At 60.7% G+C, this 16,017-nt stretch carries 8 protein-coding genes; 1 reads left to right on the plus strand and 7 read right to left on the minus strand.

The window, feature by feature from the left end:
• Positions 1-65 precede the first annotated feature (65 nt).
• From HWY45_RS07435 to HWY45_RS07465, 7 genes are all read right to left on the minus strand, one after another.
• A complete protein-coding gene (locus tag HWY45_RS07435) occupies positions 66-3,128 on the minus strand; it encodes an ATP-binding protein (RefSeq protein WP_059879459.1) in 3,063 nt (1,020 codons plus the stop codon).
• Positions 3,129-4,195: 1,067 nt separating this feature from the next.
• The gene (locus tag HWY45_RS07440; protein WP_059879612.1) at positions 4,196-7,258 is read right to left on the minus strand and encodes a hybrid sensor histidine kinase/response regulator; all 3,063 of its coding nucleotides are present in this window, start codon (positions 7,256-7,258) and stop codon (positions 4,196-4,198) included.
• A 148-nt stretch (positions 7,259-7,406) separates the two neighbouring features.
• Positions 7,407-8,081 (minus strand): response regulator, encoded by a 675-nt coding sequence (locus HWY45_RS07445; protein WP_059879456.1) that lies wholly within the window; start codon positions 8,079-8,081, stop codon positions 7,407-7,409.
• Positions 8,082-8,251: 170 nt separating this feature from the next.
• Complete coding sequence (locus HWY45_RS07450) at positions 8,252-10,858, minus strand: fimbria/pilus outer membrane usher protein (RefSeq protein ID WP_311767918.1); 2,607 nt, start codon at positions 10,856-10,858, stop codon at positions 8,252-8,254.
• A gap of 164 nt (positions 10,859-11,022) precedes the next feature.
• Complete coding sequence (locus tag HWY45_RS07455) at positions 11,023-11,781, minus strand: fimbrial biogenesis chaperone (protein ID WP_060080943.1); 759 nt, start codon at positions 11,779-11,781, stop codon at positions 11,023-11,025.
• Positions 11,782-11,888: 107 nt separating this feature from the next.
• Positions 11,889-12,398, minus strand: coding sequence for a fimbrial protein (locus tag HWY45_RS07460; protein WP_425129105.1), 510 nt, complete (start codon positions 12,396-12,398; stop codon positions 11,889-11,891).
• 760 nt (positions 12,399-13,158) lie between these two features.
• On the minus strand, positions 13,159-14,178 hold the full coding sequence (locus HWY45_RS07465; RefSeq protein WP_230946793.1) for a fimbrial protein: 1,020 nt from the start codon (positions 14,176-14,178) through the stop codon (positions 13,159-13,161).
• Positions 14,179-14,660: 482 nt separating this feature from the next.
• Between HWY45_RS07465 and HWY45_RS07470 the strand changes: the two genes are divergently transcribed.
• The gene (locus HWY45_RS07470; protein ID WP_063895621.1) at positions 14,661-15,992 is read left to right on the plus strand and encodes a TolC family outer membrane protein; all 1,332 of its coding nucleotides are present in this window, start codon (positions 14,661-14,663) and stop codon (positions 15,990-15,992) included.
• Positions 15,993-16,017: the final 25 nt, after the last annotated feature.

Below are 16,017 nucleotides of genomic sequence, written 5' to 3' on the forward strand. Positions count from 1 at the left end.
CTTTGCATCGCAAGCGGGCGAGCGGGCGGCGAAATAACCTGCGGCCCGGTATGACCGGTTTGCGTTTATTCGTCGTGCAACACCTTTTCGGGGCCAAGTCGTTCTGCCGGTTGGTTGGCTCCGTGCAAACGATTGTCCCCGGTGCCCCGCCGCCGCTTCGCAAGCGCGCCGTGCAGATGCGCGAGCGTCACCGGCTTCGTCAAAACGCGGCGCACGCCGGCTTGCACGCAGCGGCGCTTGTCTTCCGGCATCAGATGCGACGTCACAACCAGCACATCGCAGGCGAACTCGCGATCTCGAACGGCCTCGGCAAGCGCAAGCGCCGACATGTCGGGAAGGTCGGCGCCGATCAGCAGCACGTCCCAACTGTCAGCGGCCAATGAGTCGAGCGCAGCCTGCGCCGAGCCAACTTCGGCAACGATGCAACCAAGCGCGTGCAATTGCTCGCTCAGCAGGGCGCCGTTGACGATCTGATCGTCCGCCACGAGCACCCGCAATTTACCGCCGATCGCATAATGCGCCGAGGCTTCGGGCCTGCGGGAGGGACTTTTCATTGGGAAGTCTCTCCCCAACTCACGGCCCCCATCATCGCTTTGCATCAGCGTCAAGTACAAACCACTAAGCGAATAGCATGACACGCGAACCATGTCGCCAACGCAATACGGCTCGAGCGGGCCATCGCGCGTCGCCAGGATAGTTCGCGTGCCGCTGGACACACCGTCGAGGTCGACATGCGGCCACATGTCGGGATCGCCGAACAGGATCACCGTGCCAAGCCGATCGACGCCGTGGTCCTGACCATCGAGCGGAACGTCCTGGATGCGGACGTCGAAGCCCCATGACGTCAGATGCGGCAATACGAAATCGCGCCACTCAGGATGTGAGGGGACGAGTGTCAGAATTCGACCATTCGACGCGCGTCGCGCGTCGAACGCCAAAGCGTCCATTCCGAGTGGAAGCCGCACCGTGAAGCAGCTTCCGGCGCCCGGCTCGCTCGTCACCGAGATTCGTCCGCCCATCGCCGTGACGAGCCGGCCGCACAGCGCGAGTCCAAGGCCTGTTCCACCGAAGCGCCGCGTGATGGACATGTCAACTTGTGAGAACGGTTTGAACAGTTTGCGCATATGCTCGGCGGAGATGCCGATCCCCGTATCCTCGATCTCGATCACGATTTCCGACGCCTCGCGGCCATCAGCGATCACGCTGACTCGCGCAGTAACACTGCCCGCGTGAGTAAACTTGATCGCGTTGCTCAGCAAGTTGCCGAATACCTGCGCCAGACGTGTCGGATCGCCGCGCATTCGCAGTGCGACGGATGCATTGATCTCGCAAAACAACTGCAGCCCCTTCTCCTTCGCGACGAGCGAGAACGCATCCAGCTCACGCTCGATCATTGCGATCACATCGAATTCGATCGATTCGACCGACATCGAGCCGGCTTCGATCTTCGAGAAATCCAATATGTCGCTGACGACGGCGAGCAGGTTCGTTGCAGACGTACGCAGCGCGCGCAGACGGCCCTGCTGGGACACATCGAGCGCCGAGCGCTCGAGAAGCTCCAGGTTCCCGAGGACCACGTTCAGCGGCGTGCGGATCTCATGGCTCATTGCGGCAAGGAACGACGATTTCGCGGCATTGGCCGAATCGGCCGCGCGAACGGCCTCTTCAAGTTTTTGCAACAGCTGCCGCTTTGCAGTCACGTCGACGAACGCGGCGATCAGCACCTCCCTGCCCTGATAGCGTCCACCGCACGCCATGAACTCGAGGTGAGGATTGGTCGCTTCCGCACCGGGCAGCAGGATGTCGCCGGCAAGCGCTTTGGAATCCGCATCGCCGACCCGCCACGCACCGACCACCTGGCTCGACAGCACGTGATATTCACCGCCGATCCGTTCGACCATTTCTGTCAGGGCGGGGCTCACGAGCATGAAGTGCTCGTCATCGCGCGCAATCAGACCCAGTCCGATCGGCGCCATCTCTATGACGCTGCGGCACAGCGCCTCGCTATCGAATACGCGCTGCGACCGGGAATAAAGCGGCACGAACTCGCGCCTGTGAAAGCGCAGCAGCAGCGTCCACATCACCGCCAGCGCCACCAGTGTCGCCGCCGCGACCGTTCCGGCAGGCCATGCCACGCCATGCACGATGCCGACCCATGACAGCGCGTACGTGAGCGTCCAGCCTGTCGAGCCGAGCTGATCGCGAAACAGCAAAAAGCCGTCACGAAACATGGGAGCGCCTGGCGATGCCCGACTATGCACCCGGTTCAGCTGCAGCAGGCGCTGCACCCGCTCGGTGTCGCCCATAACCGTCGGATCCATCGCGACCAGCCCACCGTTGGACGTCGTAATAAAGAAGGCGCCTGCGGGACGGTAATCGTCGAGCCACGACAGCAGATAGTCGGGGGAATATTCGGTTACCAGTACCGCAAATGGCTTGCCGTGATCATGCGCCTCGGCCGCGATCCTGATCTTCGACTGCCTCGACACGGGGTTGATGAAGGGCGGCAGCCAGTGCACCTGCGGGCGGGCGCCATCGACGCTCCGAGATGGCTCGTCGAAATGGATGCGCAACGCATCGAGCACGCGAGCGCGACCTTCCGGTGAATTCAGGGCCGGGTAATCGTGCTTCAGGTTCGGCACCAGCGCGAATGCGCCCGTGCGCGTGCTGTAGTGATAGCCCTCCAGCGTGTATCCTCGATTGATCGAACTGGCCGCGCAGATGCGAGCCAACAGCACCGACATCGAGAGATATCGCGCGACCTCGCTACGATTGGTGGTTTGCTCCGGCACGCCGAGTACGAGCGACGAATAGGGCTTGGTCGCAAGTTGTTGACCGCTGTTGAAGAATTCGTTGAGCATGGACTCCGGCGCATTGCCCACCTCCCGCCAGATGAGCTGCACGTTCGTGACGCTGTTACGGAACGACGTCTCGCTCACCTGGATCGCGTTTAGTGTCTGCTCCAGCCCGCTCAAATAGGTGCGTCGCTCCCCTTCGGCATAGGTGTAGACGATCCACGCCATGCCGAGCCCGCTGGCGAGCAGAATCAGCAATGTGACGATGATCCCACCACCGAACACGGAGATGCTCTGGTAGCGGCGTAAAGTTTGGAGAGGACTGTTTGGCATGATGCGTCATGACGGAGGCCGCGAGCGCAGTGAAACAATGGTGAGCTGATATGGCGTCCGGCGTGTTGTCGACCTATTGAAAGACGTGATTGCCAATATGCCAAATATCCGGCCGATCGTTCGTGTCCCACAAAGCATTTCATACACGTCAAATTCGCCGACACAGCGATTTCGAACTTGACCGATATTTCGGTCGTTACGCACGCTCGTGTTCCGTTGTTAACTGATCTCACGAAGCATGTAGATGCCGGCAGAATAGGAGATACGGCATGCCGGCGGGCCGGCGGCGGAGGCGGCGCCGAGCCGGGACGAGCTCACACGCCTTGGCTGTGCTCGCCTGATCTTCGTCACTTGCTGACGCTGGAAACGTTTTGGGTGCTTGATCGCGCCACGGCGATTCAACTCAGATGGTCAACGTGATGGCTGATTCGCAGCCCCATCGCGAATTCTGGCCTCTTGTTCCCACTCGTAGATTGCGTGTCGCCTTTGTACGTGCGACATCATCAGGTACTCGTTCACTCCCATAAGAAAACTCTTTCTCGATTTCTCAGGAAGTGACGCAAATTCCAACAGTAAATTCAGTACCTTCTTTTTGTTGCGCATGGAAATATCTCCACCGGGGCTGATCCGCCATGAGGGGAGTCAACCCCGTCCTATTACCTGCGCTACCGAACCACCACTTCTTGCGGATCCGGATTCCTGACCCGGTCGATTGCAGCCAAGTACGACGTGCGTTCACAGATCCATTTTCGATCTACTGTTCGAGTCGCCCCTTACACACTCGGCTTCCGGGGGCACCACTCGACGCGCGCACGATGACCTAATGCAGGCTTGACTCTCAACAGAGTCCCCATCTTAGGATTGTTAGTGCAGCAGTACCATTGGACGAATTCGAAATTTCGGAACTTATAGGCACGAGTACACTCGCGAATTCAGTTTCATACGTGTCGTCGCATCGACGTTCCCGGTCGAGGTACGAACGGCCATACGCACACCATCGCGCCGTCAATCACACGTCCGCGAAATTGCTCATGACGAAGAAGAGCCTGAGTGTCGCTGCCATTCCGTTACGGAGAATCGACTTGCGCATCTCCACGCGCAAGACGTCTTAGCCCCAGGGCAATCGCTTCTTCGATTGAAGGCCAGATTCGCTTGAGCGCATCTGGTCCATTGTCACGCATGGTCGATTCAGCACGCGCGCACGCATCCCGTGCAATGACGTCGCGGACCAGCGCGAAGCCACCTCGCATCGAATGGAGCTCGATCTGGATCGCGTCCATGTCGCCGCTCGTCAGCGCTGCGTTGATTACCACGAGCGAGTGCAGTGTCGACGTGTGCAGTGTCTGGCGAATCTCGTCGGTAACTTCCAGGCGGCGTACCGAGCTCTCCTGCAGCGTCGGCGCAGCGACGTCACGCCGCGCATGTCGCCGCAACGCCGCATCAAGTACGCCGATCGATAGCGGCTTCAGCACAACCTCCGCGGCGCCAACCTTCTCGCAACGCTGGCGGTCTTCGTCGGTCGCATGGGCGGTCATCGCGATCACCGGGACGCCTGCGCCCTGCTCGCGGAGAAAATTCGAGAGTGCGAAGCCGTCGAGTTCCGGCATCCCGAGATCGGTCAATACGATATCGTACGGCCGTTCAAAGTACGCTCGCATCGCCTCGATGCCGTTGGTGACGATCGTCGCATCGTAACCCAGTGTGTCAAGCTGGTCGCGCAGCAGCGCGCGGCTCGCCGGATGATCCTCGGCGACCAGCACACGTAACGGCTCATCGCCGTCGCCTCCCTCCTCGCCGGCTTCGTCCGCCGTCGGTTCGGCGCCGATATCGAATACGGACGCCGGATCCGAGCACGCGTCGAGATCCAGCAACTCACTGCGCCAGCCGTGCTGCGCAGCCGGCAGCGGCAGTGTGACAACGAAATTCGAGCCTTCGCCGAAACGACTGTCGACGGACAGCTCTCCATCCATCAGCTCGACGATACGCCTACATAGCGGCAGCCCGAGCCCAGTGCCCCCGAAACGTCGATATGTCGTCGCATCGGCCTGAATATAGACATCAAACAGCGTCGACATGCTCTCCTTCGGAATGCCGACCCCCGTATCGCTGACGACGATCTCGACACGCGGGTTCCCTGCCGCGATCGGCGAGAGCCGCGCATCCACCGTCACCGTGCCGTGCTTCGTAAACTTGATCGCGTTGCTGACGAGGTTCGTGACGATCTGCCGTAGCCGCACGGGATCGCCGACATAGCCATCGGCCAACTCGGGGGACAGACGACACATCAGCATCAGATGTTTCGCATCGGCGAGCGGCTGGAAGATCGCGGTGACGTCGCGCAATAACACGCGCAAATCGAACGCAATGTGCTCGAGGACCATCTGGTTGGATTCGGCCTTCGACAGGTCGAGCACGTCATTGATCACGCGCAGCAACGCGTCCGACGACGACATGATCGTCCCGAGCCGGCGCCGCATTGGCGCGGACATCTGCGCCCGCTCCATTAATTCAAGGTTGCCGACGATCGCGTTGAGCGGCGTGCGGATCTCGTGGCTCATCGTCGCAAGAAACGTCGATTTCGCCTTGTTTGCATACTCGGCCGCCTCACGCGCCTCGCGCAGCTTCTCCTCCATCTGCTTTCGGACAGTGATATCGACCAACGTGCAAAGCAGTACGTCGACGCCACGGTATCGCGTTCGCACGATATTCACGGCAAAATAGACCGCCCGTTGGCCGACCACGTCGATGGCCAACTCTCGCATCATGAAGCGCGGCGCGTCCGGCGCCCGCGTTCCGTCCTGATACGCACGCCAAATTCGCTTGCCGAGCGACATACCCGAATTGCTGTCTTCGTATTGGAGAACGGCATCGTTGCGCACCATCGTCTCGCCGTCAGCCATCGACAGCAAAATAATTCCTGCCGGAGCCGCACGAATCAACGTGCGGTTGAGTGACTCGCTTTCGATCAATCGAATCGCCCGGCGGTTCGCGGGACGCAGTGCCCGCCGATCGAAGCCGACGATTCCGATCCAGAGAATCGAAATGGCAATCAACGCAAGTCCAGCCGTCAGGCCGAGTGGCTCGAGGATTGCAGCCGCGACGCTCCGCCACGAGAAAGTCGCCATCAACATGAGATCGGAGCTTGGCAAGTAGTCCCCGATGACGAAACGGGTGCCGACGCGGCGTACGGCCACGTGATCTCCATACGGAATGCGCGCATGGTCGATCGCACTGGCTATCATGTCGCGGCTCGGCTCTGCACCGGCCAGAAAATTGGCACGCGCATCGATCAGCGCATATTTGTCGTCGTCGGACTGCGATGCGAGAATTTCGCCGATACGCGCGCGACAGTTCATGATTGCCCAGGCGAACTGCTGCCCCTTGCCATCGTATAGGCGCTGGGCAAAGCGCAGTACACGGCGCCCCAACAGCGGATCAATGCGGCTTTCGATAAGGATCGCGTTCTTGTCCGCACTATCCTGATGTTCCGCAGTGAAATCCACGTTCGACGGCGCGACTTGTCGCATCAGCGACGTCAACGAGAACCCGTCAGGCAGGTCGAGCGCACGCTCGACGAGTTCGGAATCGAAAATGCCGAGGAATTCTTCGTTCGTCGCGACCATATAGCCGGATAGACCCAGGTCGACCGGAGTCTGCGTCGCCGCGACATTGAAATGCGGCAGAGCCACCGAAAGATAACGCCCATACTGACTCGCAGGATGCTCCGGCGTGATATCGGCCATTCCGACGAACCAGGCATGGCCGAGCCGGTATCCGATCAAGCGACCGTGGTCGTCGGCGAACTTCTGCAATACCTCGTGCGGGACCGGCTCTGCGGCTATCCAGCGCCCCTGTGCCGTGTTGACGAATTGACCGAACAACGATCGTGTCGACATCAACTCGGCATGCAGCCGAGCCTCTCGCTTCAGAAACTCCCCCCGCACCTGCGTGAAGTGGCCGAGTACTTCGAGCCGCGCGATGAGTACCATACACGCCAGGATGAACACGGTGATTGCCACGCCGCTGCCGTACAGCAGGAATTGCTGCTGACGCCGGACCCGGTCCGGTTCGAACGGTTTGCGACCTGCGGCTGCAATCCTGGCTCCATGCCGCTTCGGCTTTTCCTGCATGCGTATCATCCGAGGGTATTCATCACCTATTGCAAAGGGGCCATTCGCGCCGATCTGATTTCATCCGCAATGCTTCAATCTGCGACAGGTGAGCAAGTCAGTAGCGCCGCGTGATCGCCGGGTAATCGCACAGGATTCGCATGCGCTATTACCCTGTATGGGGCGTGCTCGACGCGGGCGAATTGGTAAATATTACTGCATCGGCATAGCGGAGCAGATCGATATCGCGAGTGATGCCGAGCTTCTTCATTGCGCTTGCCTTTTGCGAACTGATGGTCTGCTTACTACGATGAAGCTGTTCGGCAATTGCGTTCACCGTATTCCCGGCACAAAAGAGACGAATGACTTCGATCTCGCGCGGAGACAGTCGCCGGACAACAGGTTTGGCGTCTGCGTCGTCCTGAAGCAGGCTCTTGATGAACGGAGACAGGTAATGCGCACCCACATAGGCGGCATGCACGGCCCCGACGATGTGCGATATCGCATCCGACTTGCTCAGGATACCATTCACCCCCTGGCTTCGAATCGCGCGCAGGATAGTGGGTTCGTCGAGCATCGTGATCGTCACGATGCGCAGTGCCGGATAGCGGCGCTGCAGAAATGACAGCAGCGCGAGACCGTCGCCGTACTTGCCGCCCGGCATCACGTAGTCGAGCACCAGCACGTCGCTTGGATGGCCATCGAGGGCCGCGACCAGCTCTGTCGAGTTGGAAGCGGTCTGCACGACCTTGATCGTGCTGTTCCCCTCGAACGCTTGTGCAATCCCGAGTGCCACGGCCGGATGATCGTCCGCCACCATCACGCGTACAAAGAATTCCTTCATGAATCTGTTTCCTTGATGATGTCGGGCACGTAAGCCGTTCGCCTGCTTAGCACACGATAGGGCTTGTGCCATCATGTTGAAGGACAGCTATATTCGATCTGCCAGGTGGTATGCGGTCGGTTGCAGGGTCAAGCAGAGTCGATTTCGCTGACTGCGTCATGCCTCAAGCATTACTGGCCTGCAACGCACGTCGAATAGAGCTGGCGCACGCCACGCTTGGCCGAGCTGTGTTTTGCATTCGGCAGCGTGTACTGAATCGAGCAGATCTGGTCGCTCGCGTCGTTCCATCGCACCGTCAACGTGCCCTTGTCATCGAGCCCGCGCGCGAAGATCCGGCTTCCTTGGCCGACGACGCCGACTTCGTTGCCCTGCGCATCGACGACAGCCGCGCCGAACGGCAGTGCGCTGCCATCGCCGAGCCGCGCGTCGATCACCGCTGACTTGCCCGACGCCGTTGAAAATTCAATCAGCGGCACGGCACCCGCGCGGGGCGCGATCTGCTGCGTGGTCGCCTTCAACTCGACGTCGGTAGACAGTCCTTCCGGGTCGAGCTCGACCGAATTGAGCGAATACGGCGACAGGAACGGCACGATCGCGTAGCCGCGCCCGTCGACACGCGCGCCCGGCGAGTTCATCAAACGCGCGCCGGCCGCGTCGTCGGCCTTGACGATCGCGAAAGTTTCCGACAGCGGCTGCGACAGCGTGAGCCCGCCGCGGTGGGCGACCATTCCGCCACGGATACCAAGCGAGCCCTGCTGATAGCCCGATCCCGCGCCGGCCGTCGCCGACAGCTCGCCGAACGCGCCGCGATAGACGACGCTGCCGCTGCCGTCGTTGCTCGTGTTGCCGTTGCCCGACGCCCGGTTCGCGGTGACGCTGTACGACACGTTGTCGTCGCGGCCCGCGGAACCCGAGATCGTCGCGAGCGCAAGGTTCTGGCCACTCGTGCTGTGCGAGAAGCTGGTCGTAGCCGTCACGGGCGACGTGCGGCCCAGCGGGATCGTCGCGCTCACGTAGTACTGCGTGTCGCTGCGTCCCATGCTGTTTTGCTGACGCAGCACCGACACGCCATAGGTGATGCGCTTGAACGTGTTCGAATACGTTGCGGAATAGGTGACGTCGGTGCCGCCGCGGTTCCAGTAATTCGTCGCGGATGCGCTGAGCCCGAGTCGCCCCCCGCGTTCGCCGAGCACCTGGTTGACCGTCAGCGACGTCCGGCTGCGCTGCCGCGCGACCGCATCGACGGGCCCGCCGTTCGCGACGCGCTCGCGCGCGAGCATCGCGTCGTTCAGCCCGAAGAAGCCGCTCGTCGAGTAGCGGTACGCCGCAAGCGCGATGTCGGTCTGCGTCTGCGTGATCGACTTCGCATAACTGACGCGCGCGCTGGTGCCGCTGAAGCGCTTCATGCCCGGCACCGACGTGCTCGCCTGCGTGACGTCGAAACCGAACGCGCCAAATCGCGTGTTGAGCGCCGCGCCGATCATGCCCGACAGGTAGCCTTGCGCGACGGTCGCGCCGGTGTACGCCGTCACCATGTTCGTCAGGCCCTGCTGCCACGTCGCCTGCATGAACAGCGGGTTGCGGTCGCTCTGCGTGTCGCGCACCGTACCCGCGACGAAACTGTAGCGGTGAATGCCCGGCCGCAACGACATCGGCACGGCCGCATACGGCACGCTGAATTGATGGACCGAGCCGTCTGCTTCGGTCACTTGCACGATCAGGTCGCCGCCATAGCCGGTCGGATACAGGTCGTCGATTTCGAACGCACCCGGGGCAACCGTCGTTTCGTAGATCGTCATCCCGTTCTGACTGATCTTCACCTTCGCGTTGCTGTTCGCCACGCCCCGCACGACAGGCGCAAAGCCGCGCACCGAGTCCGGCAGCATCCGGTCGTCCGATGCGAGCTGCACGCCGCGAAACTGCGTCGAGTCGAACAGCTCGCCCGACGTATACGATTCGCCGACGGTGAGCTGCGACTTCAACGCGGTGAGGTCGCGCCGCGCGTAGGTTGCGATGTCCTGATAGCGTGCGCTACCGCCCGTCGACCAGCTATACGAGCCCTCGTGACGAAAATGCCACGCGCCGATGTTGACGCCGCTCGTCAGCCCGACGTAGCCCTGCGTGAGCGTCGGGCCGCCGCTGCTGCGGCGGCTATACAGGTTCGCGTTGTAGTTCAGCATGCCAACGGTCACGCCGTGGTCCCATCGCTCGGGACCGACGTAGCCGCGCGGGACGCGACGCAGCGCCGTCTGCGGAATACTGAGGCGCAGACGCTGCTCGCCGAATTCGAACGCCGCACGCGCGTCGGGAATCGCGCTATCCACTTCGACGCACGCGCGATCGTCGCGCAGCCGCGACAGCACGCCCGGCGCGAGCCGCTCCATATCGACGCCGATCGCTTCCAATTGCGCTTCGTCGAAGCACGGCTGTGCGTCGGCCGATTGCGCCGATGCACGGAATGCAACTTGCATCGTGGCGGCGAGGTTTTCGTTCACATATACGTCGACGCTGTACATGCCGGGCGTCGTCGTATTCCCTCTTTCAAACCGTGATACGTCGACCTTCCCGCGGGCATCGCGAGACAAGAACCCACTGTCGAACTCCACGCTGGCCACCTGCGTGGCCACCGCTTGCGATTCGGCATGCACGTCCGAATGTACGGGTGCACTATCCGCATGGGCTGTCCAGCCTGCAAGAGCGGACAGCACCATCGAATAGAGTACATTTTGACGTGGCATGCGGAATGCGCTTTCGTTCGTTTTGAAATGTAGGTTCATGGTCGATTTTTTATTTATTTCGCTCTACGAATTTATCAGTGGATTTCTCCGCAGAAAAAATTCTCCAATATCGATCAACGTTGCCGAACAGTCTCTGAACGAGTCACGGGAATTCGACATCGACTCGCCGCGCAAGCTGCTGCGATCCCAGACACCGCGGTCAATCAGTTGTGCGCCGCGCCTCCAACCGTGACCTGTTTAGTCGGCTTGATCGTCCCCCAGTCATCGATATAGCCGTAATCGACGACGGCACTTGTCGGGGCAGCCACACCTGCCGGCAGCGGAAACTCCGCCGTTTCACCCGGCCGCACGAAATTCGGCTTCAGCTCATGCTTTTGGCCGCCTACGTTGATATCGACCACACCGAGGTTCACGACGTAGGGCGACGGATTGGAAGCCTTCAACGCGTATCCATTGCCGTCGGCCTGGCGTGCAAACGTCCACTTCAACTGATCCGCTGCCGCCTCGGGATGCCCGGCCAGACCGCTCGGGCGATACATCACCTTGATTCTTGAACGGAACGCGAGCTGAACCTTGTTCGCGGAATCCTCCGCACTCGCTTTCGGCGGAATCTCCAGCACGTTGAGCCAGAACAGCGATTCGCGGCCAGCGGGCAGCGATTCCTGCGTCTGAATCAGGCGCAGCGATTGTCCTTTACCCGCTTCGAGCCGAAACATTGCAGGCGTCAGCACGAACGGCACCGAAATCTTCTCCGGCGCTTCCTTCTCGTTGCCGGTATCGATCCATGCCTGAACCAACGCAGGCGCATCGCCATCGTTCATCAGGCGCACCGTCACTTCACGGCTGTCGCCGGGAAAGATCACGCGGGTTCCCGTAATCACGACGCTGGCTTGCGCACTCCCCATCCATAACGTTGCCAACAACGCGAACGCAGCCGTCGCCTTCGGTAGCTTCCAGTTCATAGGTCTCCCGTTGGAATTGAGCGCCGACAATCACTCCGCGTGGAGGCAGCCGACATGAGGATTGGATGAATGCCGCCCGGCGTTGCGCCAGGCGGCCGATCGCTGGATTACTGGTAATCGAGCGAGTACTGCACGCGCGTGTTTGCCGAACCCGCGACCGACTTGCCGGTGGCGTAGTATTCCGCGAAGTAATTCAGCGTTGCCGCACCGTCGGTCAGCGCCACGACCTGCGAGTTCTGCTGTGACCCCGGGTAACCCGCAGCGATGGGTTGCTGCTTGTCGTTCAGCAGGTTGATCTGAACATTTTTAGCCACAGTGTCGGCCTCGCCGGCCGATACGAGGTTCAGACGGCCGCTACCGGCGTCGACCGTGTCACCGGGCTCGAACACGGTCGAAACCTTCGTCGAATCGCCCGTGCAACCGCTCAGCACGATCGAGAACGGCGTGCGGCCGGCCACGTTGCCTGCGCTCGCGAGTGCGCCCGCGGATACGCTCGGCAGTTTCACGGTCATGTTCTTGTTGCCCGTTGCGCCGCCGCCCGCACCGATCGAACAGGTGGTCGCCAGCACCTTGCCGGTGAAGGCGATTTCGCCGTCGGCCGCCATTGCCGGGGACATCGACGCGAGGATACCCACTGCCGTCACGCCCTGAATAATACGTGCGATGCTGATTTTCTTTTGCATGTGATTACCTCAAATATGATGAAAAAATCGAAGTTAAATGATTTTAAGAAATTAAATCCATAACCCGAAAATTACGGATCACATTTCAAGTACAATTATCCGGTTCTGACGAACTCGTGACTATTTGACAAGAACGAATTTCCCTAACCATATTCTCGTACTTGTACGAATTCGGTCGGTAACGTCACACCGCAAGGCGCCCCCCGGCTATGCCTGCTTCAGGCGCGGCCGTGCGCGCAGCATGAGTGATGCGGGAACGCACAACGTCTGCGCTGTTGAAGCCGAGATGAGTTCAGCGCGCGAGGCCCGCACGAATTGAATTTATCGCAATCCCCCGACGATTGGCGATACATGTCATCGACAATCAAATTCGAATCAACGCAAACGGCATCGGACAAAATCCCATCCTCCACCGACGCGCATCCCGAAAATTATCGCGCTCACGACCATCAAAATAACCGACGTGCTTAAATTGAATTTCCAGCCATTCGATTGACGAGGCGGCAACGAATGGGGGTAGTTGTCACGCTCCTCGTCGATCGGGCCGAGCGATGCGCTCGTTCGGCCCGGATGGCGACGCCCTGGGAAGCTGCACACCCATTGAAATGGCGAACGATGCTGCGACGGGTGGGTCGGAACGACACGCCCGCCCGATGAACATCGCCATGTCGCCGCGCACGTACGGCCGCTACTGCTACTGGTAGTCGAGCAGCACGAGTGCGCCCGCCTGCACGGTTCCGCCAGTGATCTTTTCTGCGGTCTGCACATACTCCGCATTCAGCGGGATGTCGATCTGCGGCGCCGCGCTGCCGTTGTAAGGGGTCGCGATCGAACGATCGAACGCCAGCGGCAGCTGGGTCTTGGCGTCGCTCAGCTTGATTCCCACCCCGCTTGCGGTCGAATCGGGCCGCAATTGCAGCGCGCCAGGGATGCCACTCACGGGGCCGTTCAGCGGCGATACCTGATAGCCGACTCGGTTATAACCCGCCGGACAGTTGGTTAATCGAAGCGAAAAAGATCGGCCTCCGGCCGTCGAGCCCACACCCCGAAAGCTAGTTACGGAAGCATCGGGCAAATTGACGGTTTGATTCGGGACGGAGCATGTTCCATTGATGAAATTAACATCGGCCGCAAGGTAAATAATATTAAGATCTCCCAGGATGCCGGATTTGTACCTGATCGTGAAATAACTGCTTAATATCCCGGGCTTGAGCGTGCCATTCTTCGGGGTTCTGCTATCCCGGAATAATTGAACTTCGACTCTGCTTCGTACCGACTGTCGCACTTTATCGGTCATCGGCACGCCATCCAACAACACGCGCGTCGACAATCCATCGACCGTCGTTTCGATATCGGGACCAGGTTTCGTACTCCACGAGCTTCCCTTGTTGAAAAGCGTGGCGCTAGTTATCTCACAAACGTCTTTCGCGCAAAGTTCCTGTGGCGTATAGTACTGCCGAGCAAGAATAGCTCCGGTTGCCGTATTCGATGGCGCCGCTATTCTGCCTTCACCGAATGCCGTAAGAGCGCATTGCGCAGTCAATGGCCAAAATGCACATACCGTCAGAAAAAGTGCGGGCCCGCGCAACAAATTCATGATGCGACGGGATTTCGCATTGGTGTTTCCAGACAATCGAGTGCGCCAAGTGGTCGCCATCTCGGGTGGTGACATTTCCGGCAATCTCGCGGACAGGTAATTTTTAATTCGGATCAAGGTAGATCTCCGGCGAAAGATGTTTCTGCGTGCGCGCTCACACCACCGCACACATAAGATCATGAACATGCTAAGGCGCCATCGATACACGACAAATACGACATGTACTAAATCACTATATATCCATATAGGACAAGTACGATTCTGCTGCCGACATTCACTGCAGCGGCAAAAATCAATGCATAGTTCATCGCGATGCACGTACGTCAACGCGACGCCAGCTCCGATGACTGAATATGCTCCACACGCAAACCATCCGTCGATTGCCTGCATCGCATTAAGACATTTCTTTAAATATCCAGAAATTTAATAATCTCGGCCCCTCGATCAGATCAAGGCCAATTTCGGAATTTATCCCGTGAATTCGATGCAGCAACTGACGGTGCTGCGCATGCCGACTGACGCGAAACCGAGCGCGCAGTCGACGTGACAGTAGCCGCAACGAACACATACGCATCTCGGTCGAAGCGCACGCAAACAGAATGACCCTCAAATTTTTAATTCGCCTGACGGTCGCGCTTGTGCCGCTGTCCATCACATGCCCCACGCAGGCCGCGGATCTGCTCGACGCGGTCGAGGCCGCGCGGGGGTTCGACGCGGGCATCGCGGCCGCGGGCAACGCGCAGCTCGCCGGCCGCGAGAAGCGCTGGCAAGGGCTCGCAGGATTGCTGCCGCGTGCGCAGATCGACGGCAACTACACGAAGCAGGATCAGCCGAGCGCGCCGTACGCAGCCGCCGTTCGCCGGCATAGCGTGTCGGCCACGATCACGCAGCCGATCTTCGACGTATCCCGGGTTGCCGAATTCAAGCGCGGCGGTGCGCTCGCCGATCAGGCCGACATCGAATTCGAGAAGGCGCGGCAAACGCTGATCACCGACGTGTCGGACGCGTATTTCGACGTCCTGTACGGCAGCGAAGTGCTGCAGGCTGCCGAATCCGCGCAGCAGGCGTTCCAGCGGCAGCTCGATCAGGCGCAGGCCGCGCTTCGAATCGGCGACGGCACGCGCACCGACGTCGACGAGGCGCGCGCGAATCTCGACGACGCGCTCGCGCGCAAAGTCAGCGCGCAGAACGATCTCGAAATCGCGAGCGGCGCGCTGAGGCGGCTCACCGGCCTCACCGCCACCGCGATCGCGCCGATCGCGTGGCAGTGCGCGTCGCGGGCGCCGCCCGTCAATCTCGCGGGCGCGATGGACGAGGCCGCTCGTTACAACGTCGACGTTCGCCTCGCCGGGAAGCAGGCCGAGCAGGCGCAGGCCGACGTGATCGCGGCGACCGGCGCGAACCTGCCGGTCGTCAACCTGCAGGCGAGCTACGGCACCCACTGGAGCCGCGGGTCCGGCGAGAACGACTGGGATCAGGTGTTCGGCACGACATCGAAGACGCGGTCGTCGATGATCGGCGTGACGGTCACGATTCCATTGTTCGCGGGCGGCGGCCAGTTGTCGGCGAACCGCGAAGCCTATCGCCGGCGCGACCAGTCGCGCGACGCGCTCGAGGATGCGCGTCGCAAGGCGCGCGAGCGCGCACGAATCGCCTATCTCGGCATCACCAACGGCATCGCGCTCATGCGTGCGCGCGAACGTGCGCTCGCGTCGGCCGACAGCAAGGTGAAATCGACCCATCTCGGCCGCGAAGTCGGGTTGCGCACGCAGATCGACGAACTGAACGCCCAGCAGCGCTACTTCGAAGCGATCCGCGACCTCGCGGACGCACGCTACCGCTACCTGCGCGCACGGCTGCAACTGTCGGCCGCGCTCGGCACGCTCGGCGACGCGGACGTCGCCGCGATTGCATGCCGCACGGGAGGCTGACCATGCACGCCTCCCCGTCCTCCTG

Origin of the sequence: Burkholderia stagnalis, from assembly GCF_902830275.1 — a bacterium.
Classification (GTDB): domain Bacteria; phylum Pseudomonadota; class Gammaproteobacteria; order Burkholderiales; family Burkholderiaceae; genus Burkholderia; species Burkholderia stagnalis.